Consider the following 25352-nt stretch of genomic DNA (forward strand, 5'->3'; position numbering starts at 1 on the left):
CGTCACCTTCAGTCCGTGGCCGCGAGCCTCGCGGCGTGCACCGGCGCGGGCGCCGGCATGTCGATGAACCCCGGCGTGCCGCGCACGCGCGCGAGCCAGTCCCGCAGCGCCGGATACGGCGCCAGGTCGAACCCGCCCTCGGGGGCGACCGCGGTATAGGCGACCAGCGCGATGTCGGCGACGCCGTAGGCGTCGCCGGAGAACCACGTCGCGCCGGCGGCCAGGTGGCCCTCCATCACGGCCAGTGCGCGATGGCCGCGCGCGTGCAGCGCCGGCAGCTCCATGCGGCGCGGCGAATCGGGTTCGGTCCAACCGCGGATGAACCGGGCGACCGCGATCGCCGGCTCATGGCTGTACTGCTCGAAGAACATCCAGCGCAGCGCCTGGGCGTGGTGCCAGGGATCGCTCGGCAGCAGCGGTGTGCCGGCGGCGAGGAAGCACAGGATCGCATTCGACTCGACCAGCAGGCGGCCGTCCTCGAGCTCCAGCATCGGCACCTGTCCGACCGGATTCTTCGCGAGATAGTCGGGCGTGCGCGTCTCGCCGCGGCTGCTGTCGACGTCGACCCAGGTATAGGGCCGCCCCAGCTGCTCCAGCAGCAACCGCACCTTGTGACAGTTGCCGGACGGCGGATAGCCGTAGACGGTGGTCATCCCCGGGCTGCCCTTCCCGCCTGCCACTGGGTCCGCGTCTGCCCCCAGAGTTCGACCGCGGCCTCGTGCGCCGGAGGCGGCAGGCGCACCGGCCCGCGCCGGACCGAGCCCAGCCGCCGCGCGACGTTCTGCGATGCGAGGTTGTCGGGTGCGATGCAATGGACGATCTCCTCGCAGCCCAGCGTCGCGAACGACCAGTCGATCGCGGCCACCGCCGATTCTACGGCGTAGCCCTTGCCCCACGCATCGGGATGAAACGCATAGCCGATCTCGGTGCCGGGCCATCCGTCCGGCTGCCACGGCCCCATCTGGCCGAGCCAGCGGCCGTCGGCCTTGTCGATCACCGAGAACATCGCGAAGCCCTGGAGCGCCCAGGCGCCGGGCATCTGCAGAAACCGGCGCCAGGCAGCGCCGCGCGGCAGCTGGCCGCCGATGTGCCGACTGGCAGCCTCATCCGCCATCAGCTCGGCGTAGCGCTCGAAATCCTCGATCCGCGGCAGGCGCAGAATCAGACGGTCGGTTTCGAGCTGGACATCCGGATTCGGCACATCGGCCTCCTGAAGCGTCACCGCGGCGGGCGGATCCGCGTGCGTCGTGGCGCACGGCATTCAGAACGCGTTGATGCCGGTCAGCTCGCGCCCGACCACCAGCTGGTGCACGGTCTCGGTGCCCTCGTAGGTGATCACCGATTCGAGATTGAGCGCATGACGGATGGGGCTGTGCTCGGTGGTGATGCCCGCGCCGCCCAGCAGATCACGCGCCTCGCGCGCGATGTCGATCGCCATGCGGCAGTTGTTCCACTTCGCCAGCGACACCTGCGTAGGCTGCATGGTGCCCGCGTCCTTCAGGCGGCCGAGCTGCAGCGACAGCAACTGCGCGGTGGTGATGCGACGCGCCCAGTCGGCCATTTTGATCTGCGCGCTCTGCGTGGCCGCGACCGGGCGTTCGAAGAGGATGCGTTCCTTGGAATAGCGCAGGGCTTCATCGAGGCAGGCGATCGCCGCCCCGATCGGCCCCCAGGTGATGCCGTAGCGCGCCTGCGTCAGGCAACCCAGCGGCCCCTTCAGGCCCTTGACGTTCGGCAGGCGGTTCGCCTCGGGCACACGCACGCCGTCGAAATACAGCGCGCTGGTCACCGACGCGCGCAGGCTCATCTTGTGCTTGATCGGCTGCGCGGTGAAACCGGCGAAGTCCTTCTCGACCAGGAACCCCTGGATGCCGTCGTCCGTCTGTGCCCAGACGATCGCGACATGGGCCAGATTGCCGTTGGTGATCCACATCTTCGCGCCGCTGAGTACCCAGTCGTCGCCGTCGCGCGTGGCATGCGTCTTCATGTTCGCCGGGTCGGAACCGCCGTGCGCCTCGGTGAGACCGAAACAGCCGATCACCTCGCCCTTGGCCATGTCCGGCAGCCAGCGGCGGCGCTGGTCCTCGGAGCCGTAGGCGAAGATCGGGTACATGCACAGCGACGACTGCACGCTGGCGAAGCTGCGCAGACCCGAATCGCCCCGTTCGAGCTCCTGACAGATCAGGCCGTAACTGACGGCGTTGAGGCCGGCGCAACCGTATTCCTCCGGCAGCGTCGCGCCGAGCAGGCCGAGACCGGCCATCTCGGGGATCAGCTCCTGGGGAAAACGGGCCTGGTCGAAGCACTCACCGATGATCGGCAGCACGCGCTCGTCGGTGAAACGCGCCACCGCATCCTGCACCGCGCGTTCTTCCTCGCTGAGCAGCGAGCGCACGTCGTAGAGATCGTAGGGATGCAGAGCCATGCGCGTCGATCCTGTGGAGTCGACGCATTCTAGCGAGCGCGGACGCAGGGGCGTGGAGCACTGCAACAAAGACGGGCCGGCGAATGCCGGCCCGTGGGGACACGCCACGCGGCGGTGGGATCAGCCGCGGTCTGCGGTGCTGTCCACGGCCGCGGTCATGATCCGGCCGTTGATGACGGGCAGCCGCTCGCCCGGCTCGTCCTGCATGCGGATCGTGCGCTCGCTGCCGTCGTACCGGTAGGTCACGTCGTACCCGATGGTGCGCTGTTCGTCACCCAGCAGGATGCGGTTGCCGGGCTTGCTGTCGGTGCGCATCGAGCCCGTGGTGCCGTCCGGGTTGCGATAGGTGACGTTGTAGGCCACCACGCGGGAAGACTGCGAGGAGTCCTGCACGGTGCGGCACTGGCGGTCGACCCGCTCCACCACGCGTCCGCCGACGTGATTGCGATCGATTCGGTTGCCGACGTAGCCACCCGTTGCGGCGCCCGCCACGGTGGCGACCTTGCGCCCGTTGCCGCCGCCAATCTGATTGCCCACGAGGCCCCCGATCAGCGCGCCGGCCACCGTGCCGCCGACGTTGCCGTCGCGCTCGGGCAGGCGCTCCTGCACCACCACGTCCTCGCAGACTTCGCGCGGCGATGTGCTGGTCATGGTCTCGCGCACGGGCTCGGTGCCGAGCACGGTGGCGTAGATCTGCCCCGACTCGGTGACCGGACGCACGGCCACCACGTCCGCGTATTCGAGCGCATCGGCGCGTGCGTCGATGGGCTCGCCGGTCGCCGCATCCACCGCGAGGGCCGCATCAGCGGTCGCGAGATCCGAACGCGGGGCCGCATCCCGGCTGTTGTGATAGGCGCCGACGGCGACGCCGCCCACGAGCAGCGAAGCCAGTGCGATCGCGAGTGTGTTGCCTTTCATGGGATCTCCTTCGGCCGCTGCGGCCAATCGTGCTGTCGGTGCCGATTGCAGCACCTGGAAGCTGAATGCACGCCGGCAAATTCGGCTCCAGACTGACGCGTTGTTAAATATTGCGACGCTACGCGTCCATCCGACCCGCGTGATAGCGTGTCAGCGGTCGTTCGAGGAGTCTTCCGATGCGCAGCATCTTTTCCGCGCCACTGATCGCGTGGCTGTCGCGGCTGAGCTATCCGCGCCTGTTTCTCGTGGTCGCCGCGCTGTTCGGCATCAACCTGCTGATTCCCGATCCGATCATCCTCGTGGACGAGGTGCTGCTGGGTCTGGCGACCGTCATGCTGGCCAAGCGCAAGCGTGCTCCGAAGCCGGGCACGGCGCCGCCCCGCCCCCCGATCGACGGTGAGGCGCGTCGCTCCTGACGCCGACCGTGGACGCCGCCGCGACGCGCCTCCGGCTGATCGACAGCCACTGCCATCTGGATGTCGCGCAGTTCGATCCTGACCGGGCCGAGGTGCTGGCGCGTGCGCGCGCGTCCGGCGTGGTCGCCCAGGTGGTGCCCGCGACGCACCGCGCGGCCTGGCCGAACCTGGAGGCGCTGTGCGCCGCCCACGGCGAACTGCATCCCGCGCTGGGCCTGCATCCGATGTTCCTGGCCGAGCACGCGCGCGAGGACCTCGATCGACTGCACGACCGGATCGTCGCCCGGCGCCCGGTGGCGATCGGAGAATGCGGCCTCGACCACTTCGTCGAGGGTCTGGACCCCGATCTGCAGGCCCTGTACTTCGAAGGCCAGCTGAGGCTCGCGCGCAGCGTCGACCTGCCCGTGATCATCCATGCGCGCCGCGCCGTGGACGCGGTCATCGCCACGCTGCGACGCTTCGACGGGATTCGCGGCGTCGTGCACAGCTTCAGCGGGAGTCCGCAGCAGGCGCGTCAGCTCTGGGACCTGGGCATCCACGTCGGCATCGGTGGCCCGGTCACCTACGCGCGTGCCCAGCGGCTGCGGCGCACGGTGGCCGGACTCCCGGCCGAGCAGCTGTTGCTCGAGACCGACGCCCCCGACCAGCCGGGCGACGCTCATCGCGGCGAACGCAACGAGCCGGCCCATCTGACCGAGATTTGCGCAACGGTGGCCGCGCTTCGCCACGAGGACGCGGCCGCGGTCGCCGCGCAGACCACGGCCAACACCGCGCGGCTCTTCGGCCTGCCACTGGCGTGAGGCCCGCCAGGGCCGCCGACGGATTCAGTCCTGGGCGCGTTCCGGCTTGAGCAGAATGTCGATCGCCTTGCCGGCCGCCGCGAACGCGAACGCGCCGGTGATGTGCGTCGCGGCGCCGAGACCGCTGCCGCAATCGAGGTTCAGCGCGGCATCCGGCCCGATCTGCGGCCGCAGTCCGCAGACCGTGCCGTCGGCCTGCGGGTAGCGCACGTTCTCCAGCGAATAGATCGCGGGCACGCCGAAATAGCGCTTCGCGCTCTTGGGGAAATTGAACTCCGCGCGCAGCTTCTTGCGGATCAGCGCGAGCATCGCGTCGTGCTCGGTGCGCGAGAGATCGCGCACGCGCACCAGGGTCGGGTCGACCCGCCCGCCGGCCGCGCCGACGGTGATCACCGCGCGCTTCCGACGCCGGCACCAGGCGATCAGCTCGACCTTGCTGCGGAAGCTGTCACAGGCGTCCACCACCAGGTCGTAGCCGCGATCGAGCAGGTCGTCGAGGTTGGCCGGGGTCACGAATGCCTCCAGCGCGTGCACCGTCATCGACGGATTGATCGCGCGGCAGCGCTCGGCCATGGCCAGCACCTTGCTGCGGCCGTACTGCCCGTCGAGCGCCGGCAACTGGCGGTTGGTGTTCGATATGCAGATGTCGTCCGCGTCGATCAGGGTCAGCGTGCCGACGCCGGTCCGCGCCAGCGCCTCGGCCACCCACGAGCCCACACCACCCAGGCCCACCACCGCCACATGACGCTCGAGCAGGCGGGCGACCGTGCCCTGCCCGTACAGACGTTCGATTCCGGAAAAGCGTGCGCGTGCGTCGTCGTTCATGGGCGAAGTTTAGCGGCCGGGTCCCGGCGGCATGCTAAGTTCGCGCGCCATCCGGCTGGTCCCGCACATGTCGAGTCCCGATTCCGTACCGACGCCCCCCGCCTCCGCCGCGGCGCGGTACGCGGCGGTGTTCGTGACCGGGCTGGTGGTCGGCCTGTTCGCGCTGCTGGTGCTCCTGCGTGCGCTGGAGAGCCGCAGGACATGGGACGCGCACTATCCCAGCGCCGTCATGCATCTCTATCAGGCGCAACTGGCCCAGTTGCATGCCGCGCACGCCTCGGGAGACTGCGCCGCGCCGGACACTCGGCGGCGGTTGGAAACGATGCGGGCCGTGTCGAACGATCTCGAGCCTGCATTTCCGGCGTTGCGCGACCATCGACGCTTCGTCGGCGACGCGGACCGGATGCGCAGTGCGCTCGATCTCGCACTGGGTTCGCCACTCGACAGCTGCGCAGCCCTGGAGACGTCCTTGCGCGAGGTGGAACGCGCATGCAGCGACTGCCACCGGGATTTCCGGAACTGAGCAGATTCCGGGCAGACCACGGCGGACGCGCGCCGTCCGCGTCCCCTGCTGAATCGCGCCTGCATCCGGCGAGCATCAGAGGGCCGATGCCGGCGCAATTGCTGCGCTGTTCACACGCTGCTGCTTAGCGTCGACCCGGTCGGGCACACGCCCGCGTGGCCTGGCCCAGGCCGAACCAGCTCCCGGAGGATCGCCATGAAACACCGTCTGCTCGCAACCGCGGCCATCGCCGCCTCCATCGCCCTTGCCGGCTGCGCCACGTCGCCGGGGTCTTCGTCGGGTTACGGCGGAGGTGGCTACGGCGGCGGCTACAACTCGCGTCCGGCCAACTGCTACGACTGCGGCACCGTGACACGCATCGAAGCCGTCGGCGGCAACAACAATCCCAATATCGCCGGCCCCCTGATCGGCGGTGTCGTCGGCGCGGTCGCCGCGAAGGAACTCGCACGCCGCAATACCGACAGCGAAGGCCGTCGCAACGTGGCCATCGGTGCCGGCGCCGTCGGCGGTGCCGTCGCCGGCAACGCCATCCAGAACCGCGTGGAAGGCAGCGGGCAATACAACGTCCATGTGCGCATGCAGGACGGCCGCACCACCGTGGTCTCGCAGAGTGATCTCGGAGGCATCCGTGAGGGCTCGTACGTGCGCGTGCAGAACGGCCGCGCCTACGTCTACTGAGCGGGTCGCAACCACGTTGCAAAAAAAAAACCCGGCCGCGAGGCCGGGTTTTTTTCGTGCGCGAGCCGCACTCGTCAGAGCGGCGTCACCGCGTCGGCCTGAAGACCCTTCTGACCCTGGACCACTTCGAACTCCACCTTCTGGCCTTCCTGCAGGCTCTTGAAGCCGGTGCCCTGGATGGCGCGGAAATGCACGAAGACGTCTTCGCCGCTTTCGCGACTGATGAAGCCAAACCCCTTGGCATCATTGAACCACTTCACCACACCTTGTTCGCGAGCTGCCATGTTGCCCTCTCTCCCTGGAACTGTCCGATGTTTCGATCGATAAAACGCCTGTCAGGCGGCTGGTTGCAAGGAGAACACGGGTGCGACGATGCAGCGGACCGGTGGGACGAGCCAACACGAATCTACTCACGCAGGGTCACGAGTCACGGTGACCTTGACAAACACAGCGTCTGCAAAGTACCCCGGCATTTATGAAAATGCAATCGAGTTTCACCCCTGCCGTCCGGCCCTGTCGACGCGAGCTGAGTGCGGGCGGCGCATGGAACTGACGGGACTCTATTACGTCATCGCCGCCCTCCTGATGCTGGTCGGAGTCGCCGGCGTGGTGTTGCCTGCGTTGCCCGGCCTGCCCCTGCTTTTTGCGGGCATGGTGCTGGCCGCATGGGCGGACGGTTTCGAGCGGGTCGGCACCGTGTCGCTGCTGGTGCTCGGCGCGATGACGGCCGTGTCCTTCATCGTGGATTTCTGGGCAACGGCGGTCGGGGCGCGGCGGGTGGGTGCCAGTCGCCTCGCGCTGGTCGGCGCGGTCGTGGGCACGTTCGTCGGCCTGTTCTTCGGATTGCCCGGCCTGTTCGCCGGCCCGTTCCTGGGCGCGGTGGCCGGTGAGCTGATCAGCCGGCGCAACCTGCGGCCCGACGGGCTGGGCCAGGCGACCCGCGTGGGCTTCGGCACGTGGGTCGGCATCGCCTTCGGTGTGGCGCTCAAGCTGGCGCTGGCGGTCTCGATGCTGGCGGTGTTCGCGCTGGCCTGGTGGTTCTGACGCCACAATGGCGCATGCCGACACGACCCCTACCCGCATGAGCCCGGCCACCCGCGCCGCGGCACCCGCCGCGCGCCGAACGTCGCCGCTGGTCTTCGTTCTCTGCGCGCTGTTGATGCTGGCGATGCCCGCGGCGATCGCCGCGCCGCCTTCGCTCGCGGAGCCGACCGCTGCGCCCGTGGAGGCCGCGCCCGCCCTGGATGCGGACGTCGATGTGCGGGGACGCTTCGACGCGGTCTACGACGAAGTCCGTGATCGCACGGTGCGGCTGATCGCGCATCTGCCCCTGCTGTTCGCCGCGGTGGTGATCGTGCTGCTGGCTGCCCGGCTGGGACGTCTGGTCTCGCAGCGCCTGCACTGGCTGCGGCTGCGGACACGCAATCCGTATCTCGATGGTCTGATGCGGCGCATTGTCCATGGCGTGATCCTGATCGCGGGTGTGCTGATCGCATTGGATCTGCTCAATGCGACGGCGCTCGTCGGCGCCCTGCTCGGCTCGGCCGGCGTGCTGGGTCTGGCGCTGGGCTTCGCGTTCAAGGACATCGCCGAGAACTACATCGCCGGCATCCTGCTGAGCCTGCGCCGTCCGTTCGCGCCCGGCGACACCGTGCGCATCGACAGCTTCGAAGGCAAGGTGGCCGCACTCAGTGCACGGGACATGGTGCTGGTGACGATGGACGGCAACGAGCTCCGGTTGCCGAACGCGCTGGTGTTCAAGGCCGTCCTGCTGAACTTCACCAGTAATCCGCGGCGCCGGTTCGAGTTCACCTTCAACATCGATGCGGGCCAGTCGATCCGAAAGGCGCAGGAAATCGCCGTTGCGGAAATCGCCGGCATCGACGGCGTGCTGACCGAGCCGGCGCCGTCGTGGACGGTGGTCGAATTCGGCAGTGGCGGGACGGTGCTGCGGTTCTTCGGCTGGATCGACCAGCGCCAGTCGGATCTGGGCAAGACCCGGAGCGAGGCCATCCGCCTGGTCAAGGGTGCGTTCTGGCGGGCGGGCATCGAGACGCCGCGCACCACCAATCACGTGGTCTTGTCGCGCGCCGCGGATGATGACGCGCCGCCGCACCGGGTCGACGTCGAACCGGCCACCAGCATCGGCGTGGACACCTCGGTCAACCGGGACATCGACCTGCAGGTCGCCGAGGTCCAGAACAGCGATCAGAATCTGCTCAATCCCAAGGAACCCACGTCATGACACTTTCCCGGGCCTGCCTGCCGCTCGCGCTCGCGGGCCTCACCACCGGTGCGCTGGCGCAGCCTGGACCGGCGCCGGCACCGACGCCGGCCAGCCTGGCGGCCTGTCTCGCGATCGAGAACGACGCGCAGCGGCTGGTCTGCTTCGACACCGCCACCGGCCGCCAGGCGCGACCGCCGGAAGTGGCCGACCAGCAGGCCGACGTGGCCCGCGAACTGCGCGCCAACCCGGCCGCGCGCGCGGATGCGATGGCCGAGCCGGCGCGCGGCAACGCCACGCTCTACGCGCACGATAGCCAGGCGCTGCTGACCGACGCCATCGCCAATGCCGGCCAGGGTTCGCTGCTCGACACCCGCTGGGAACTCGCCAAGGATTCCAAGCTCGGCATCTTCAACCTGCGCGCCTACAAGCCGGTCTATCTGCTGCCGGTGTTCTGGAGTTCGAACGTCAACACCGCGCCGTCGTCTCCCAACCCCGACAACACCGTCACGACGCCGCAGGCACTCGACAGCCTGGAAGCGAAGTTCCAGCTGAGCTTCAAGACCAAGGCGCTGGAGAATCTGTTCGGCACCAACGGCGACGTCTGGATGGGCTACACCCAGAGCTCGCGCTGGCAGGTCTACAACACCGAGGAATCGCGCCCGTTCCGCGAAACGAACTACGAACCCGAAGTGTTGCTGGTGTTCCGCAACAACTACGGGCTGCCGGGCGGATGGCGCGGGCGCATGGCGGCGGTGGGTATCAACCACCAGTCCAACGGGCGCGAGGATCCGCTGTCCCGCAGCTGGAACCGGGTGGTGTTCAACGTCGGCTTCGATCGCCAGGACTGGGCCCTGATGCTGCGTCCGTGGATCCGGCTCTCGGACGGCAACGAGGACGACAATCCCGACATCGAGGACTACATGGGCCGCGGCGATGCCACGCTCACCCATGTGCGGAACGGGCACGAGTACTCGTTGATGGCCCGCCATACGCTGCGGGGCGGCGAACGCTCGCGCGGTGCGCTGCAGTTCGACTGGGGTTTTCCGATCCACCGCAACTTCCGCGGGCGCCTGCAGGCCTTCCACGGCTATGGCGAAAGCCTGATCGACTACAACCACAAGGCGACCTACGTGGGGATCGGCATTTCGGTGCTGGAAGGCTTCTGAGCCTCCGATCGTGATCGCCGCCGTGCGGCGGAGGCAGGAGGCAGAAGGCAGGAGGCAACGTCGTACGAGGGCGCCGGTTTCGATCTGTGCCTCGCTGCTGGTGTGCTGCGCCGCCGCTGCGCAGACACCCGGCGCATGGCGTTGATGCCGCGGCACGCACGCGTTTCGTGGGCACGCACCGGTTGAGCCTGCAACGGATCGACCGGGGCAATCTGGACCGCGCCGGCTCGGTCGAAATCCGCGAGCGCGGAGCCATCCTCAGCGTCACCGGCAGCGAAGCACTCGGCGGGCAGTGTCCGGACATCCGCAGCCACATCATCTCGGCCACGGCGGATGGCTTCGTGATCGAAGGCGCGATCACGACGCAGGTCGACAGCGTGGCCGGCGGCGCGCGGAGCACGCGCAGCGGCGCGATGGAGTCCCGGACGACCGGCCGGTGTCAGGACTGGCGTCTGCAGCAGATGCAAAGCCCCTGCGACAGCACCATCGGCGACGTCGACCTCGACGTTCTCGACATCCGGGCGCTCGGCCCGGCGCACGGCCTAGAGCCAGTCCTCGATGCCCTCGCGCCGACAGGCCGTCTGGAACGCGGGCCGGTCCTTCATGCGCCGGGCGAAGGCGGCGAGCTCGGGCCAGCTGTCACTGGGCCGCGGCATCGCGCGCGACCAGCGCATCAGCATCGTCAGCAGAAAATCGGCCGTCGACGGCACGCGGCCCAGCAGATACGGGCCGTGGACGGCCAGATGCGCGGCCACCTGGTGCCAGGCCGCTTCGATCTGCACGCGCGCGCGCTCGCGTACGACCTCGGTATGGGCTGGACCGGCGGGCTCGTCGGGATAGAACCACGCGCGGTAGGCCGGCATCAGCGTGTAGACGCCGAAGCAGACCCAGCGGTAGTAGTCGCCGCGTGCCGGCGTGCCCGCTGCCGGGGCGAAGCCGGCGTCCGGGTACAGATCGGCCAGATGCATCGCGATCGCGGCCGATTCGGTCAGCACCTGCTCGCCGATCACCAGCGTGGGCACCCGCCCCTGCGGATTGAGGGCGAGATAGGCGGGCGAACGCTGCTCGCCGGCCGCGAAATCGAGCATCTGCAGGCGATGCTCGATCTCCAGCTCGATCAGGAGCCAGTGGACCACCAGCGACGCGGTGCTCGGGGCACCGTAGAGCACGACGGACATGGCGACTCCGCTCGGAAACGGGACTGCCCCGCCGACCCGATGGGCCGGCGAGGCGCGTGGATCAGGCGATCTCGACCACCGGAATGCCGCCGATGCGCGCCTTCCACTCGCGCGGGCCGGTCTCGTGCACCGAGGTGCCGGCCGAATCGACCGCGACGGTCACCGGCATGTCCTGCACCTCGAACTCGTAGATCGCTTCCATGCCGAGATCTTCAAAGGCCAGCACGCGCGCGGCCTTGATCGCCTTTGACACCAGATACGCCGAGCCGCCGACGGCCATCAGATAGACCGACCGGTGCTTCTTGATCGCTTCGATCGCGGCCGGACCGCGTTCGGCCTTGCCGACCATGCCGAGCAGGCCGGTCTGGGCGAGCACCTGCTCGGTGAACTTGTCCATGCGCGTCGCCGTCGTCGGACCCGCGGGGCCGACGACTTCCTCGCGGACCGGGTCGACCGGTCCGACGTAATAGATGAAGCGCCCCTTGAGATCCACCGGCAGGGTCTCGCCGCGGTCGAGCATTTCGACCATGCGCTTGTGTGCGGCGTCGCGGCCGGTCAGCAGCTTGCCGCTGAGCAGCAGCACCTCGCCCGGCTTGAAGGCCGTGACCTCGTCCGGGGTGATGGTGTCGAGATCGACACGACGCGCGCCGGTCGGGTTGTAGGTCAGCTCCGGCCAGTCGGCCAGCGACGGCGGATCGAGCATCACCGGACCGCTGCCGTCGAGGGTGAAATGCGCATGCCGGGTGGCCGCGCAGTTCGGGATCATCGCCACCGGCAGGTTGGCCGCGTGGGTGGGGAAATCCTTGACCTTGATGTCGAGCACCGTGGTCAGGCCACCCAGGCCCTGGGCGCCGATGCCCAGCGCGTTGACCTTGTCGTAGAGCTCCAGTCGCAGCTCTTCGGCCCGGTTGGATGCGCCGCGCGCCTTGAGATCGACGATGTCGATCGGCTCCATCAGCGATTCCTTGGCCAGCAGCATCGCCTTCTCGGCGGTGCCGCCGATGCCGATGCCGAGCATGCCGGGCGGGCACCAGCCGGCGCCCATCGTGGGCACGGTCCTGAGCACCCAGTCGACGATCGAATCGGACGGGTTGAGCATCGCGAACTTGGACTTGGCTTCCGAGCCGCCGCCCTTGGCCGCGACGATCACGTCGACCGTGTTGCCCGGCACGATCTTGACGTTGACCACGCCCGGCGTGTTGTCCTTCGTGTTCTGGCGCTTGCCGGCCGGATCGGCCAGCACGCTGGCGCGCAGCTTGTTGTCGGGATGGTTGTAGGCGCGGCGCACGCCCTCGTTGACCATGTCCTCGACCGACATCGTCGCGTCGTCCCAGCGCACCGACATGCCCACTTCCAGGAACACCGTGACGATGCCGGTGTCCTGGCAGATCGGCCGGTGGCCCTCGGCGCACATGCGCGAATTGATCAGGATCTGCGCGATCGCATCCTTCGCGGCCGGCGATTCCTCGCGCTCGTAGGCGGCGGTGAGGTTCCTGATGTAGTCGACCGGGTGGTAGTAGCTGATGTACTGCAACGCATCGGCGACGGACTGGATCAGGTCTTCCTGGCGGATCTGGCTCACGGCGCTCAAGGCCTCTGGCTGGGGGCCGATAGTGTACCGTCCACGCATCGCCGCCCCCGGCTTCCAGCGGGCGCGCGCAGCCGCTGTGCACAGCGACCAGGCCGGCAGCCGGCCAACCAGGGCGACACGACGATGACTGCAGCGCCAGCCCCGCCCGCTCCATTCCGGCCGGACCGGACGCAGGTCGAACGGCTCTACGGCACGCTGTGGGAGACCACGACCGACGCCGTGCTCATCCTCGACACGGACAGCGTCATCGTGGCCGCCAACCCCGCGTCCGATGCCGTGCTGGGCTATCGGCCCGAGGCGCTGGTGGGGCGCAACCTCGACGTCCTGCAGCATGCGCATCACCGCGAAGCGCACCGCGCGGGCATGCGCCGGTATCTGGACAGCGGCGTGCGCACGCTCGACTGGCGCGCCACCGAGACCGTGGCCGTGCGCGCCGACGGCAGCGACGTGCCCGTGGACATCGCCTTCGCCGATATCGAAATCGAAGGCAAGCGACTGTTCGTGGGGTTCTTCCGCGACATCAGCGCGCGCAAGCAGGCCGAGCAGGCGCTGTCGGACGAGCGCGAACGCGCACACACCACGCTGCGCTCGATCGCCGACGGCGTGGTGACCGTCGACCCGGGCGGCGTGGTCACCTTCATCAACGCCGCCGCCGAGCAGCTCACGGGCTGGTCGAGCGCCGAGGCCGTGGGCCGGAACTGCAGCCAGGTCCTGCACCTGGCGCAAGAGGACCACACCGTGCAGGCGCTGGTCGATCAGGCCATGGCGGGCGGCGCGCCGCTGCAGCTCGGCGACCGCGCCCTGCTCGTCCGGCGCGACGGCGACGTGTTCTCGGTCGAAGGGTCGTTCGCGCCCCTTCTCGACCGTGATGCCCGGGCGGCGGGCGTGGTGATCGCGTTCCGGGATGTCTCGCCGGCGCGGCGCATGGCGGCGCAGCTCCGTCATCAGGCGCGTCACGACCATCTGACCGGGCTGGTCAACCGGGTCGAGTTCGACCGGCGCCTGCACGCCGCCCTGCGCAGTGCCGGCGCAAGCCGCATGCCGCACGCGCTGCTGTATCTGGATCTCGACCAGTTCAAGATCGTCAACGACACCTGCGGCCACACGGCCGGCGATGAGCTGCTGCGCCAGCTCTCGGCGGTGCTGCGGACCGTACTGGGTCCGCGCGACGTGCTCGCACGTCTGGGGGGCGACGAATTCGGCGTACTGCTGGAAGACAGCGCCCCGGCGACGTCCCGCGCCACGGCCGACGCCCTGCGTCGTGCGGCGGCCGATCTGCGTTTCGGATGGCAGGGCACGCGCTTCCCGGTGAGCGTCAGCATCGGCCAGGTGGATTTCGACGACGCCAGCATGACCCCGATCGAACTGCTCGGCGCCGCCGACGCGGCGTGTTACGTGGCCAAGGAGCAGGGCCGCAACCGCATCCACGCCTACAGGCCCGACGACGACGCCATCGCACGCCGCCACGGCGAGATGGAGTGGATCGGCCGGCTCAACCGGGCACTCGAGGACGACCGCCTGCAGCTCCACGCGCAGCCCATCCACTCGCTGCACGACGGCCGCGTGCTGCACAGCGAGGTGCTGCTGCGGCTGCGTGATGTCGACGGCCGTTGCGTGATGCCGATGGCGTTCATCCCCGCCGCGGAGCGCTATGGCCTGATGCCGACGCTCGACCGGTGGGTGATCCGCTCGGTGCTGGCGCGACTGGCCGATCCGGCGGAAGCCGCGGACCGGGTCTATGCGATCAATCTCTCCGGTGCCTCGCTCGGCGACGAGACCCTGGCGGCCTACGTGCGCGAGGCGTTCGCCGACGCCGGCGTCGATCCGGCGCGCATCTGCTTCGAGGTCACGGAGACGGCGGCGGTCGGCAACCTGGCCAAGGCCTCGGCGCTGATGGCGGAGCTCAGGTCGCTGGGCTGCGCGTTCGCGCTGGATGACTTCGGCAGCGGCATGTCGTCGTTCGCCTACCTCAAGCATCTGCCGCTCGACTATCTCAAGATCGACGGCAGTTTCGTCCGCGATCTGCTGGTCGACCCGATCGACCAGGCCATGGTCGAAGCGATCAATCACATCGGGCACGTCATGGGCCTGAAGACCATCGCCGAGTTCGCCGAGGACGCGCACATCCTGGCGCGCCTGCGCGAGATCGGCGTCGACTACGCCCAGGGCGATGCACTGGGGCCTGCAGCGCCGCTGCACGCGAATCCGGAGCGCGCGCCCCGCTGAAGCGGCGCCGGGCCTCCGTCCGGCGCACACTGTCGGCATGGACACGCTCGTACTCGCACTGGACCTGATCGGCACCTTCGTCTTCGCGCTGAGCGGCGCCGTGCTCGGCGTACGCAGGCGGCTCGATCTGTTCGGCATTCTGGTGGTCGCCTTCGCCGCCGCCACCGCAGGCGGGATGACGCGTGATGTGCTGATCGGGGCGACGCCGGTGGCCGCGCTGGGCGACTGGCGCTATCCGGCGGTCACACTGGCCGCCGGCCTGATGACGTTCGGTTGGGCACCGCTGATCGAGCGCCTGCAACACCCCGTGCGCCTGTTCGATGCGATGGGCCTGGCCCTGTTCGCCGTCGTGGGCGCCCAGAAGGCGCTGGATTTCGGCGTTCCGCCGCCGATGGCGGCCGGTCTGGGCATGCTGACCGGCATCGGCGGCGGGATCGTCCGCGACGTGCTGCTGGCCCAGGTCCCGCTGGTGCTGCGCGCCGATCTGTACGCCGTGGCGGCGTTGGCGGGCGCCGCCGTGGTCGCGTTCGGGCACTGGCTGCACTGGCCTCCGGCTCCGTGTGCGATTGCCGGCGCACTGCTCTGCTTCGGTCTGCGGATCATGGCGCTGCGCTTCGGCTGGCACCTGCCGGTCGCCCTGCAGTCCGGTGGCAGCGGCGCGCCGCCCGATGCGCCGCGCTGAGCATCCCGGCCGAACGCCACCCACGCGCCTACGATAGCGCCCATGCCGACACCCGCCCCCGCGCGCACCGCGCCGAACGCACACCGTCCCAGCCTGCGCGAACGCTTCGATGCGATGCGCAACCTGCGTCCGTTCCTGAAGCTGATCTGGCAGACCAGCCCCGGCCTCACCCTCACCAGCCTGGGCCTGCGCCTGATCCGTGCCTTCCTGCCGGTGGTGATGCTCTACATCGGCAAGCTGATCATCGACGAGGCGATCCGCCTGGTCGGCGCCGGCGTCGCGTTCGACGATCTCGCCGGCGCATGGGCCAGCGGCGCGCTGGATCACCTGGCGTGGCTGCTGGCCCTGGAGTTCGCTCTGGCGATCGGCTCCGACCTGCTCGGCCGGCTGGTCAGCTACGCCGACAACCTGCTCTCGGAGTTGTTCACCAACGCCACCAGCGTGCGCCTGATGGAGCACGCCGCGACCCTCGATCTGGAGGACTTCGAAGATCCGGAGCTGCAGGACAAGCTCGACCGCGCGCGCCGGCAGACCATGAGCCGCATGAACCTGATGGGCCAGCTGTTCGGCCAGGTCCAGGACGCGATCACGGTGGTGAGCTTCGCGGTCGGCCTGATGGTCTACGCCCCGTGGTTGATCGTGCTGCTGGCGATCGCGCTGGTGCCGGCCTTCATCGGCGAGTCGCACTTCAATGCGCTGGGCTATTCCTTGAACTTCCAGTGGACCCCCGAGCGGCGCCAGCTCGAATACGTGCGCCAGACCGGCGCGAGTCTGGAGACCGCGAAAGAGGTCAAGATCTTCGGCCTGCACCGGTTCCTGATCGACCGCTATCGCAGCCTCGCCGACGGCTTCTTCCGCGCCAACCGCGCGCTCGCGCGCCGGCGTGCGGTCTGGGGCACGTTGCTGGCCGCGCTCGGCACCCTGGGCTACTACGTCGCCTATGCCTACATCGCCTGGCGCACGGTGCGCGGCGACTTCACGATCGGTGACCTGACCTTCCTCGCCGGCAGCTTCCGGCGCCTGCGCCAGTTGCTGGAAAGCCTGCTGATCGGGTTCTCGCAGGTCGCCGGCCAGGCGCTGTATCTGGACGACCTGTTCTCGTTCTTCGCGATCGAGCCGGAAATCGTCTCCCCCGCCGATCCGGCGCCGTTCCCGCAGCCGATCCGCGAGGGCTTCGTGTTCGAGAACGTGGGCTTCCGCTACCCCGGCGCGGAACGCTGGGCGGTGCGGCATCTCGATTTCACCCTGCGCGCCGGCGAGGTGCTGGCGCTGGTGGGCGAGAACGGCGCGGGCAAGACCACTCTGGTCAAGCTGCTGGCGCGGCTCTACGACCCCGACGAAGGCCGCATCCTGCTCGACGGCCGCGACCTGCGCGAGTACGACCTCGATGCACTGCGCGCGAACACCGGCGTGATCTTCCAGGACTTCGTGCGCTACCACCTCACCGCCGGCGAGAACATCGGGGTGGGGCGCATCGAGGCGATGGACGACGATGCGCGCATCCGCGACGCCGCGCGCCGCTCGATGGCCGACGACCTCATCGCCACCCTGCCCGGCGGTTACGACCAGCTGATCGGCCGCCGCTTCAAGACCGGCGTCGACCTGTCGGGCGGGCAGTGGCAGAAGATCGCGATCGCCCGGGCTTACATGCGCGAGGCCCAGGTGGTGATTCTCGACGAGCCCACCGCCGCGCTCGACGCGCGCAGCGAGTTCGAAGTCTTCCGCCGCTTCAAGGAACTGTCGGAAGGCCGCACGGCCGTGCTGATCTCGCACCGCTTCTCCAGCGTGCGCATGGCCGACCGCATTCTCGTGCTGGAGCAGGGCCGGATCGAAGCCAGCGGCACGCATGCCGAACTGATGGCCCAGCGTGGGCGTTATGCCGAACTGTTCGAGCTGCAGGCGGCGGGATATCGGGATCCCTGAGGCCGGGTGCGCGGTGGGCTGGCTGCACCCACCGGGCATGGCATCGGCTTAGGCCCTCGCCTTGGCCTTGGCTTTGGCTTTAGCTCTGGCTTCGGCTCTGGCTTTAGCTTTGGCCTTGGCCATGGCCTTGGCTTTCAGCCTTTGATTTCGAGCCGTTGAGCGAGCCGAGCACCGGAGCCTGGCGCGGCCGTAGAGGCGCCCATGTCTGAGCGAAGCGAGTTTGGGCGCCGTGCCGCGTCAGGCGAGGAGCACAGGGGACCGATGCGGCTTCATCGCATCGGCGAGTGTCCGGCGATGGCGGTTTGACTCGCGCCTCCGGCACTCGCCCTGCGGGCCGGCTTCGCCGTTCGCCAGCGCATCGGCGCTGTCGTGCTCACTTTTGACAAGACAAAAGTAAGCCGCGCGAACAGCGCGGAAGCTCTGTTCTTCGCGAATCAATTGAAACCGAGCGAGAGCGGCGAACGGCGGGAAGCAGAGCAAGTGCACAGCTTTCGCCCGCTGCGCGTGCGAGTTCCTTTTTGAAGGACCAAAAAGGAACCAAAACGTCCCTTCGCCGGACGCGATCCGCCGCGATACGGCCGCGGCGGGTCCCTGCGCTTCTCGGTCGACGGGGCACATTGTCACCTTCACAGTGACGCAGCCCAAACTCGCTGCGCTCAGACATGGGCTGCTCGTAGGCCCCGCCGCCCTGCGATGCTCGGCTCGCTTTACCGCTCGAACATCAGACGCAAAAGCAAAAGCAAAAGCGGAGCGAGAGCAAAGCCAGAGCCGAAGCTGGAGCCGGAACCGTCACATTGCCGGGGGCCCAGCTGTGGATCTCCCCAACATCTCAATTACGTGCGCGAATGCAGCATTTCGGGCTTTCCAGCGCTTCAAACGAAAGGCGCCGGATTTCCGCCCTCGCGGGAATGACGGGCATAAAAACTGTGCGCAGAACGTCCTTGGAGCCGGACTCGAACGACGGTGGTGCCTGCGCGCTCCGCTCAGGAGCTGCACGACAACATCGAACATCCCGCCTTGGTCCGCGCCCACTCGGGCCGACGCGCCGCGAAGCGCTCCAGTCCGGGCTGATCGTCATACGGACGCCGCAAGACCTCCAGCAGTTCGCCGATCGGCGCCACGTCGCCCCGCGTCGCCGCATCGATCACCTGCTGGGCCAGGTAGTTGCGCGGCACGTAGCGCGGATTGACGGCCCGCATGCGCTGCCGACGCAGCTCGGCCGGTTCACCGCCCGCCTCGATCCGGGCGACGTAGGCCTGCAGCCAGGCCTCGAACTCGGCCGCCAGCGCGTCGCGCTTGTCCGCATCGTAGAAGGCATCGGCGACGACATCGAGCGACGGCGCCCGGGTGTCGAGATCGGCGAGTCCGCGAAAGAACAGCGTCATGTCGACCTCGCCGGCCTGCAGCACCCCGTGCAGCCGCTGCATCAGCCCGACATCCGCATCGCCCGCCTCCGCCAGACCCAGCTTGGCGGCGATGTTGCGGCGGTCCAGCGCGGCATAGGTCGACGCGTAGGTATCCAGGCCCGCCTGCAACGGTGCGACGTCCGCGAACAATGGCGACAGGGCCTGCGCGAGCCGGCCCAGGTTCCAGTGCGCGATGCGCGGCTGCCAGCCGAAGCGGTAACGCCGCCCCTGCGCGTCGGTGGTATTCGGTGTCCAGTCGGGGTCGAAATCGTCGACCCAGCCGTAGGGGCCGTAATCGATGGTCAACCCGAGAATCGACATGTTGTCGGTGTTCATCACGCCGTGCACGAAACCCACGCGCATCCACCCGGCCACCATCACCGCGGTGCGTGTGCACACCTCGGCAAACCAGTCGGCGTACAGCGATTCGCCCTCGCCCGAGAGATGCGGGAAATCGCGGGCGATCGTGAAGTCGACGAGCCGGCGCAGCAGTGCGACGTCGCCGCGCGCGTACGGCAGTTCGAAATGGCCGAAACGGATGAACGACGGGGCGACGCGGCAGACGATCGCACCGGGCTCGGCGGCTGCGCGACCGTCGTAGAACATGTCGCGCACCACCGCATCCCCGGTGGCCACCAGCGACAGCGCACGCGTGGTCGGGATGCCCAGATGGTGCATGGCCTCGCTGCACAGGAACTCGCGGATCGACGAGCGCAGGACCGCGCGTCCGTCGGCGGTGCGCGAATACGGTGTGGGGCCGGCGCCCTTGAGCTGCAGCTCCCAGCGCTGGCCGGACGCATCGGTCCCCTCGCCCAGGGTGATTGCACGGCCGTCCCCCAGCTGGCCGGCCCAGTGGCCGAACTGGTGGCCGCCGTAGTTCGACGCATACGGCATCAGCCCCGGCATCAGCGCGTTGCCGCCGAATACCTCCGCGAACGCGGGGGACAGGATCGTCGCCTCGTCGAACCCCAGCGCGGCGGCCATCTCCGCCGAATGCGCGATCAGCCGCGGTGCGGCGACCGGCGTGGGCAGCACGGGCGACCACACCGCGCCTTCGACCTGGCGCCGCCGCGGGCCGGTTTCCGGATCAGCGGGCAGGCGGCGCACCAGGCGATTGTCGAATCGCAGCGCGTGCTCGAGCGCGACCTCGGGCAGGCGCATGTCGGGGCCGGCGCTCATGTCGCCAGCGCGTAGGGGCCGCCGGTCGCCAGCGCCCGCTGGTACGCAGGCCGCGCGTGGATGCGCTCGACGAAGGCGCGGATGTGCGGGCCGGCATGGTCCGCGGCGCGCGCCACGGCGGCTTCCAGCGGAAAGCTCATCTGGATGTCGGCCGCGGTGAACCGGTCGCCGGCGAACCACATGCGCGCGGCCAGCTCGCCCTCCACATACGAAAGGTGCGTGGCCAGCTGCGGGCCGACGAACGTCCTCATCGCCTTGTCGGCGATGCCGCGCGCCACCGGTCGTACGAAGAACGGCATCGGCGCGGTGCGGATGCGCGAGAAGACCAGCGACAACAGCATCGGCGGCATCGCCGAGCCTTCGGCGTAGTGCAGGAACTGCCGGTAGCGCTGCTGTGCGTCCGCATTGCCCGGCACCGGGGACAGCCGGTGTTCGGGATCGAAGCGCTCGATCAGCGCTTCGATGATCGCGCCCGACTCCACCAGCACCCGGCCGTCCAGCTCCACCACCGGCGACTTGCCCAGGGGATGCAGACGCTTGAGTTCGGGCGGGGCGAGCATCGTCCTTGGGTCGCGCGCATAGCGCACCACCTCGTAGGGCTGGCCAAGCTCCTCCAGCAGCCACAGCACGCGTTGCGAGCGCGAGTTGTTCAAATGGTGCACGCGAATCATGCCGATCTCCGTCAGGCCCCAGGCGGGCAGACGTACATGATGGCCGACCGCCGGTGGAGGCCCAGTGCGCTGCAGACGGCAGGTGAACGCCAGCCAAGGCGCATTCAGTGACACTGCGGCTGCGGCCGCCCTCATGGCGGCAGCCCGTTACACTATGCGGTTCCCCGACCGGCACTGCGCCGGCGCTACGAGAGCCTGCACCATGAGCGCCGAGTCGCCCATCACGCCCCAAGACACCCTGAAATTCACCGATCTCGCCCTCCCCGAGACCCTGCTGCGCGCGCTGACCGACGTGGGCTACGAATCGCCCTCGCCGATCCAGGCGGCCACCATTCCGCCGCTGCTCGCGGGCCGCGACGTGCTGGGCCAGGCCCAGACCGGCACCGGCAAGACCGCCGCATTCGCGCTGCCGGTGCTGGCGCGCATCGATCCCGCCGCGCGCAAGCCGCAGGCGCTGGTGCTGGCGCCGACCCGCGAACTGGCGATCCAGGTCGCCGAGGCGTTCCAGAAGTACGCCTCCCACATGCCCGGCTTCCACGTGTTGCCGATCTACGGCGGCCAGGGCTATGCCCAGCAGCTCTCGGCGCTCAAGCGCGGCGTGCAGGTCATCGTCGGCACGCCGGGCCGCGTGATCGACCACCTCGAGCGCGGCTCGCTGGACCTGTCCGAGCTGCGTGCGCTGGTGCTCGACGAAGCCGACGAGATGCTGCGCATGGGCTTCATCGACGACGTCGAGGCCGTGCTGAAGAAGACGCCGGACACGCGCCAGGTCGCGCTGTTCTCGGCGACGATGCCGAGCCCGATCAAGCGCATCGCGCAGACGTATCTCAAGGAACCGGTCGAGATCGCGATCAAGGCGACCACGACCACCGCCGCCAACATCCGCCAGCGCTACTGGATGGTCAGCGGCGTCAACAAGCTTGATGCGCTGACCCGGATTCTCGAGGCCGAGCCCTTCGACGCGATGATCATCTTCGCGCGCACCAAGCTCGCGACCGAGGAGCTGGCGCAGAAGCTGTCGGCGCGTGGCCTGTCGGCAGCCGCGATCAACGGCGATCTCGACCAGAAGCAGCGCGAGCGCGCGATCCAGAACCTCAAGGACGGCCGTCTCGACGTGCTGGTGGCCACCGACGTCGCCGCGCGTGGCCTGGACGTGGACCGCATCAGCCACGTGCTGAACTACGACATCCCCTACGACACCGAAAGCTACGTGCACCGCATCGGCCGCACCGGCCGGGCCGGCCGCAGCGGCGAGGCGATCCTGTTCGTCGCCCCGCGTGAGCGCGGCATGCTCGGTGCAATCGAGCGCGCGACGCGGCAGAAGATCGAGCAGATGCAGCTGCCGAGCGTGGAGACCGTCAACGAAGCGCGTGTGTCGAAGTTCCTCGACAAGATCACCGGCGCGCTCGGCGGCAGCGATCTGGGCATCTTCCGCGACCTCGTCGAACGCTACGAGCGCGAGCACAACGTGCCGGCGGCCGAGATCGCCGCGGCGCTGGCCAAGGTCGTGCAGGGCGAGACGCCGCTGCTGCTGGAAGCGCCGCGCAAGCCCGAAAAGCCGGTGTTCGAACGCGAGTACAGCGAACGTCCCGGCGGCCGCGAGGCCTCGCGCGCCGCACGCGAGCCGCGCGAGCCCCGCGCCCCCCGCGCCGACACCGGCCCGCGCGAGCCGGACGTGGGCATGGAGACGTTCCGCATCGAGGTCGGTTACCAGCACGGCGTGCAGCCGGGCAACATCGTCGGCGCGATCGCCAACGAGGCGGACCTCGAGAGCAAGTTCATCGGCCGCATCGACATCCGTGACGACTACAGCCTGGTCGACCTGCCCGAGGGCATGCCGCGCGAACTGCTGGAACACCTGAAGAAGGTGCGCATCGCCGGCCAGGCGATCCGCATGCGCCGCGCCGAGGATGCCGACCTGACCGCGGCGCCGCCGCGCGGCAAACGTCCCTTCGGCGCGAGGCCGGGCGGCCGCCCCGGCGGTTTCAAGCCCGGCGGGCCGCGCAAGGGGCCGCCGCGTCGCGACCCGCGCTGAGGCCGCGCAGCCGCGACGCCCGCGCCGTCGTGCCGGAGCGACTCCCGGATTCGCCGACGTCGCAGATGCACTGCCGCCACCTGCCGGATCCGCAGGTGGTGGCCGGGGCGGCGGTGCGGGCGTCGCACGTCGTACCTTGCGCCGCGCACCGGCGAACAATCGAGGTTCGACGCCGGTTTGCGGGCCATCGCCGCGGTGGCCGCCCGACTGGACGACGGGCCACCTGGTTCCGGCGTGCCGCGACCAGCGGGACGGCCGCCACGGCGGCGTCCGCGCCGGGTTTCCGGGCCGGTGTCTCCCACTAGAATCAGACGATGCCCCGCATCCTCGTTTTCCAGCATGTCGCCGCCGAGCCGCTGGGCACGCTCGATCCGCTGATCCGCCGCCGCGGCCATCGGATCCGCTTCGTCAATTTCGAGCGTGAGCCGCAGGCGCAGCCGAACGTGGACCGGTATCGCGGCCTGATCGTGCTCGGCGGGCCGATGAATGTCGCCGACCGGCATGCCCGCCCCCACCTGTCGGTCGAACTGCGCGCGATCGAACGCATGCTCGAACTCGGCCGTCCGGTGCTCGGCATCTGTCTGGGCGCCCAGTTGCTCGCGCATGTACTGGGCGCGCCTGTGCGCCGCATCGCGCGGCCGGAAATCGGCTGGTACCCGCTGCATGCCACCGATGCCGGCCGTCGCGACCCGGTGCTCGCACCACTCGGCGCGGCGTCGCCCGTCTTCCAGTGGCACGGCTGTCATTTCGAAGTGCCGTCGAGCGCCGTGCATCTGGCGCGCACGGCGGACTGCGAGCAGCAGGCGTTCCGCTACGGAGAAACCGCGTACGGCTTCCAGTTCCATCTCGAGATGGACCTGCCACTGATCGAGCGCTGGCTGGCGACGCCGGCCTACCGGGCGGAACTCGCCGCCTCCGGCCTGCCGCACGACGATGCGGCGATCCGCGCCGCGACGCAGCGCTACATCGCCCCGATGCAGCGCCAGGCCGATGCGGTGTTCAACCGCTTCCTCGATCTCGTCGGGCGCCCCGACCGCCGCTACGTGCTGCCGTCGCGCGAATTCGGCTGAGGCGGTGCCCGTGCCGCGCGCCGGCGATCGTCCCGGACGCCGCGTGTCGTTTCCGGGCCGGGGCCCGAGCCGGATGCACCACGCGCGCGGCAGAGGCCTGTCGCGAGGACGGCACGCTCAGGGCAACTCGAGCGCCGGCAACGCGACCTCGGGCAGACGTATATCGGGCCCCATCACGTAGATCACTTCGCCCAGCGTGGGCCAGCCGAACACCGGGGCCAGCCACCAGTAGGCGGCGACGAGGATCAGTACGGTCACGATCAGCCGCAGCACCACGCCCGCGACCTTGAACGCGAGCCAGATGCCGAGGATCACGAGGACGAAGCCGAGCCAGCTCATGCGGCCGCACCGTCCTGCAGCGGACGCAGCGCGGGATCGAGTGCGATGCGATCGTCGAACACGAAGCAGCGGCCGTCGTAGCCGTAGCCACCGACGCGCTCGAAGTAACCGAGGATGCCGCCGTCGAGCTGCAGCACGTTGTCCATCCCGTCGGCGCGCATCCACAGCGCGGCCTTCTCGCAGCGGATGCCGCCGGTGCAGAAGCTCACCACGGTCGCGTCACGCAGCGATTCGCGATGCGGCGCCAGCGCCTCGGGCAGCTCGGTGAAATTGTCGATCGGCAGGGTCAACGCCCCCTCGAAGGTGCCATGCCCCACTTCTTCGCGATTGCGCGTGTCGAGCAGCACCAAGCGCCTGCCGGCATCGTCGTGGCCCTGCGCGATCCAGCGCGCGAGGGTCTCGGGCGCGACGTCGGGCGCGCGCGCCGGCGCTGCCAGTGGCATCGCTTCGGGCTTGCGGAAACTGATGATCTCGGGCTTGACCTTGACCTTCAGCCGGGCGAACGGCCGGCTGTCGCTGCGGCTGCGCTTGACCACGAGCGCGGCGAAGCGGGCATCGGCGCGCACGGCGTCGACCAGCGTGTCGACGGCATCCACCGTGCCGGCCAGGAACAGATTGATGCCCTCCGGGGCCACCAGCACCGTGCCGCGCAGATCCCCCGCTTCGGCCAGCGCGCGCAGCCAGGCGGCCACCGCGTGCGGGTCCTCGAGGGCGACGAAATGGTAGGCGGCGAGGTTGTCGATCATGGCGGCCATTGTAGGGCGTGACGCCGCGCCGGGGCCGGTGCGGGCCTGCGCCGACTCGCGCGTGCGGTGCGCGGCGCGCTCCCCACCGCCCGGCTGATCTGCTGCCGGTGATGCCGATGCCGCAGCCGGCGGATGCGCGCGTCTGGCATCCGCCGTGCCGGGGCACCCGACGCCGTCATCCGGCGCGCGGGTCGGGCCGACACGCCGTGTCGTGCCGCACCTTCGCGCTTTCCGCGCGCGGGCGCGATCGCGACCATTCCGCAGAACGACCAGCGGCGATCGCCCGGCCGTCCGGCGCCCGGCCACGTCGGGCCGGGCGCAACCGTGC

24 protein-coding genes are annotated in these 25352 nt (G+C 69.4%); 12 read left to right on the forward strand and 12 right to left on the reverse strand.

Annotated features, from left to right (window positions below):
* Positions 1-8: 8 nt before the first annotated feature.
* The 4 genes from PQS31_RS00655 to PQS31_RS00670 form a co-directional block, all read right to left on the reverse strand.
* Complete coding sequence (locus PQS31_RS00655) at positions 9-653, reverse strand: glutathione S-transferase family protein (RefSeq protein WP_272760751.1); 645 nt, start codon at positions 651-653, stop codon at positions 9-11.
* The gene (locus tag PQS31_RS00660) at positions 650-1201 is read right to left on the reverse strand and encodes a GNAT family N-acetyltransferase (RefSeq protein ID WP_272760752.1); all 552 of its coding nucleotides are present in this window, start codon (positions 1199-1201) and stop codon (positions 650-652) included. Before PQS31_RS00660 ends, PQS31_RS00655 begins: the two co-directional genes overlap by 4 nt.
* Positions 1202-1261: 60 nt before the next feature.
* Positions 1262-2425: an acyl-CoA dehydrogenase family protein gene (locus tag PQS31_RS00665; RefSeq protein WP_272760753.1), complete on the reverse strand. Its 1164-nt coding sequence runs from the start codon at positions 2423-2425 to the stop codon at positions 1262-1264.
* Positions 2426-2545: 120 nt separating this feature from the next.
* Positions 2546-3343 carry a glycine zipper 2TM domain-containing protein gene (locus tag PQS31_RS00670; protein ID WP_272760754.1) on the reverse strand — a complete coding sequence of 266 codons (798 nt, stop codon included), beginning with the start codon at positions 3341-3343 and terminating at the stop codon, positions 2546-2548.
* A gap of 176 nt (positions 3344-3519) precedes the next feature.
* Here PQS31_RS00670 and PQS31_RS00675 point away from each other — a divergent pair, with 176 nt between their 5' ends.
* Positions 3520-3759: a DUF6116 family protein gene (locus PQS31_RS00675; RefSeq protein ID WP_272760755.1), complete on the forward strand. Its 240-nt coding sequence runs from the start codon at positions 3520-3522 to the stop codon at positions 3757-3759.
* 8 nt (positions 3760-3767) lie between these two features.
* On the forward strand, positions 3768-4559 hold the full coding sequence (locus PQS31_RS00680; RefSeq protein ID WP_272760756.1) for a TatD family hydrolase: 792 nt from the start codon (positions 3768-3770) through the stop codon (positions 4557-4559).
* A gap of 24 nt (positions 4560-4583) precedes the next feature.
* On the opposite strand, the gene PQS31_RS00685 is transcribed toward PQS31_RS00680, so the two are convergent.
* On the reverse strand, positions 4584-5384 hold the full coding sequence (locus PQS31_RS00685) for a tRNA threonylcarbamoyladenosine dehydratase (protein WP_272760757.1): 801 nt from the start codon (positions 5382-5384) through the stop codon (positions 4584-4586).
* 67 nt (positions 5385-5451) lie between these two features.
* Here PQS31_RS00685 and PQS31_RS00690 point away from each other — a divergent pair, with 67 nt between their 5' ends.
* Together PQS31_RS00690 and PQS31_RS00695 are read left to right on the forward strand one after the other, a co-directional pair.
* Entirely contained in the window at positions 5452-5907 is a 456-nt protein-coding gene (locus PQS31_RS00690; RefSeq protein ID WP_272760758.1) for a hypothetical protein, read from the forward strand.
* 195 nt (positions 5908-6102) lie between these two features.
* Positions 6103-6585, forward strand: a complete 483-nt coding sequence (locus PQS31_RS00695; RefSeq protein ID WP_272760759.1) for a peptidoglycan-associated outer membrane lipoprotein precursor — start codon at positions 6103-6105, stop codon at positions 6583-6585.
* A 74-nt stretch (positions 6586-6659) separates the two neighbouring features.
* Here PQS31_RS00695 and PQS31_RS00700 read toward each other — a convergent pair whose 3' ends face one another.
* Positions 6660-6869 (reverse strand): cold-shock protein, encoded by a 210-nt coding sequence (locus PQS31_RS00700; RefSeq protein WP_096210538.1) that lies wholly within the window; start codon positions 6867-6869, stop codon positions 6660-6662.
* 259 nt (positions 6870-7128) lie between these two features.
* Between PQS31_RS00700 and PQS31_RS00705 the strand changes: the two genes are divergently transcribed.
* Genes PQS31_RS00705 through PQS31_RS00715 form a run of 3 tightly spaced genes read left to right on the forward strand, consistent with a single transcriptional unit; the run spans position 7129 to position 9978 of the window.
* Positions 7129-7629, forward strand: coding sequence for a DUF456 domain-containing protein (locus tag PQS31_RS00705; RefSeq protein WP_272760760.1), 501 nt, complete (start codon positions 7129-7131; stop codon positions 7627-7629).
* A 37-nt stretch (positions 7630-7666) separates the two neighbouring features.
* Positions 7667-8830: a mechanosensitive ion channel family protein gene (locus tag PQS31_RS00710; protein ID WP_272760761.1), complete on the forward strand. Its 1164-nt coding sequence runs from the start codon at positions 7667-7669 to the stop codon at positions 8828-8830.
* Positions 8827-9978: a phospholipase A gene (locus PQS31_RS00715; protein ID WP_272760762.1), complete on the forward strand. Its 1152-nt coding sequence runs from the start codon at positions 8827-8829 to the stop codon at positions 9976-9978. Before PQS31_RS00710 ends, PQS31_RS00715 begins: the two co-directional genes overlap by 4 nt.
* 542 nt (positions 9979-10520) lie before the next feature.
* On the opposite strand, the gene PQS31_RS00720 is transcribed toward PQS31_RS00715, so the two are convergent.
* Positions 10521-11156, reverse strand: a complete 636-nt coding sequence (locus PQS31_RS00720) for a glutathione S-transferase family protein (RefSeq protein ID WP_272760763.1) — start codon at positions 11154-11156, stop codon at positions 10521-10523.
* A 61-nt stretch (positions 11157-11217) separates the two neighbouring features.
* Positions 11218-12738, reverse strand: coding sequence for a fumarate hydratase (locus PQS31_RS00725; RefSeq protein ID WP_272760764.1), 1521 nt, complete (start codon positions 12736-12738; stop codon positions 11218-11220).
* A 132-nt stretch (positions 12739-12870) separates the two neighbouring features.
* Between PQS31_RS00725 and PQS31_RS00730 the strand changes: the two genes are divergently transcribed.
* The 3 genes from PQS31_RS00730 to PQS31_RS00740 are packed head-to-tail and all read left to right on the forward strand — an operon-like array spanning position 12871 to position 17578.
* Positions 12871-14973, forward strand: a complete 2103-nt coding sequence (locus tag PQS31_RS00730) for an EAL domain-containing protein (RefSeq protein ID WP_272760765.1) — start codon at positions 12871-12873, stop codon at positions 14971-14973.
* A gap of 37 nt (positions 14974-15010) precedes the next feature.
* Positions 15011-15655, forward strand: coding sequence for a trimeric intracellular cation channel family protein (locus PQS31_RS00735; RefSeq protein ID WP_272760766.1), 645 nt, complete (start codon positions 15011-15013; stop codon positions 15653-15655).
* Positions 15656-15697: 42 nt separating this feature from the next.
* Positions 15698-17578 (forward strand): ABC transporter ATP-binding protein, encoded by a 1881-nt coding sequence (locus PQS31_RS00740; protein ID WP_272760767.1) that lies wholly within the window; start codon positions 15698-15700, stop codon positions 17576-17578.
* Between the two features lie 983 nt (positions 17579-18561).
* Here the strand turns inward: PQS31_RS00740 and PQS31_RS00745 are convergent.
* Positions 18562-20163, reverse strand: a complete 1602-nt coding sequence (locus PQS31_RS00745; RefSeq protein WP_272760768.1) for a protein adenylyltransferase SelO — start codon at positions 20161-20163, stop codon at positions 18562-18564.
* Positions 20160-20834: a glutathione S-transferase gene (locus PQS31_RS00750; protein ID WP_272760769.1), complete on the reverse strand. Its 675-nt coding sequence runs from the start codon at positions 20832-20834 to the stop codon at positions 20160-20162. The genes PQS31_RS00745 and PQS31_RS00750 overlap by 4 nt, the downstream gene beginning before the upstream one ends.
* Positions 20835-21036: 202 nt before the next feature.
* Here PQS31_RS00750 and PQS31_RS00755 point away from each other — a divergent pair, with 202 nt between their 5' ends.
* Both PQS31_RS00755 and PQS31_RS00760 read left to right on the forward strand, forming a co-directional pair.
* Positions 21037-22869, forward strand: coding sequence for a DEAD/DEAH box helicase (locus PQS31_RS00755; protein WP_272760770.1), 1833 nt, complete (start codon positions 21037-21039; stop codon positions 22867-22869).
* Between the two features lie 314 nt (positions 22870-23183).
* Positions 23184-23939 (forward strand): glutamine amidotransferase, encoded by a 756-nt coding sequence (locus tag PQS31_RS00760; RefSeq protein ID WP_272760771.1) that lies wholly within the window; start codon positions 23184-23186, stop codon positions 23937-23939.
* A 117-nt stretch (positions 23940-24056) separates the two neighbouring features.
* Here PQS31_RS00760 and PQS31_RS00765 read toward each other — a convergent pair whose 3' ends face one another.
* A complete protein-coding gene (locus PQS31_RS00765; protein ID WP_272760772.1) occupies positions 24057-24278 on the reverse strand; it encodes a hypothetical protein in 222 nt (73 codons plus the stop codon).
* On the reverse strand, positions 24275-25024 hold the full coding sequence (locus tag PQS31_RS00770; RefSeq protein ID WP_272760773.1) for a sulfurtransferase: 750 nt from the start codon (positions 25022-25024) through the stop codon (positions 24275-24277). The genes PQS31_RS00765 and PQS31_RS00770 overlap by 4 nt, the downstream gene beginning before the upstream one ends.
* Positions 25025-25352 lie beyond the last annotated feature (328 nt).

This window comes from Luteimonas sp. BLCC-B24 (assembly GCF_028550595.1).
GTDB lineage: Bacteria > Pseudomonadota > Gammaproteobacteria > Xanthomonadales > Xanthomonadaceae > Luteimonas.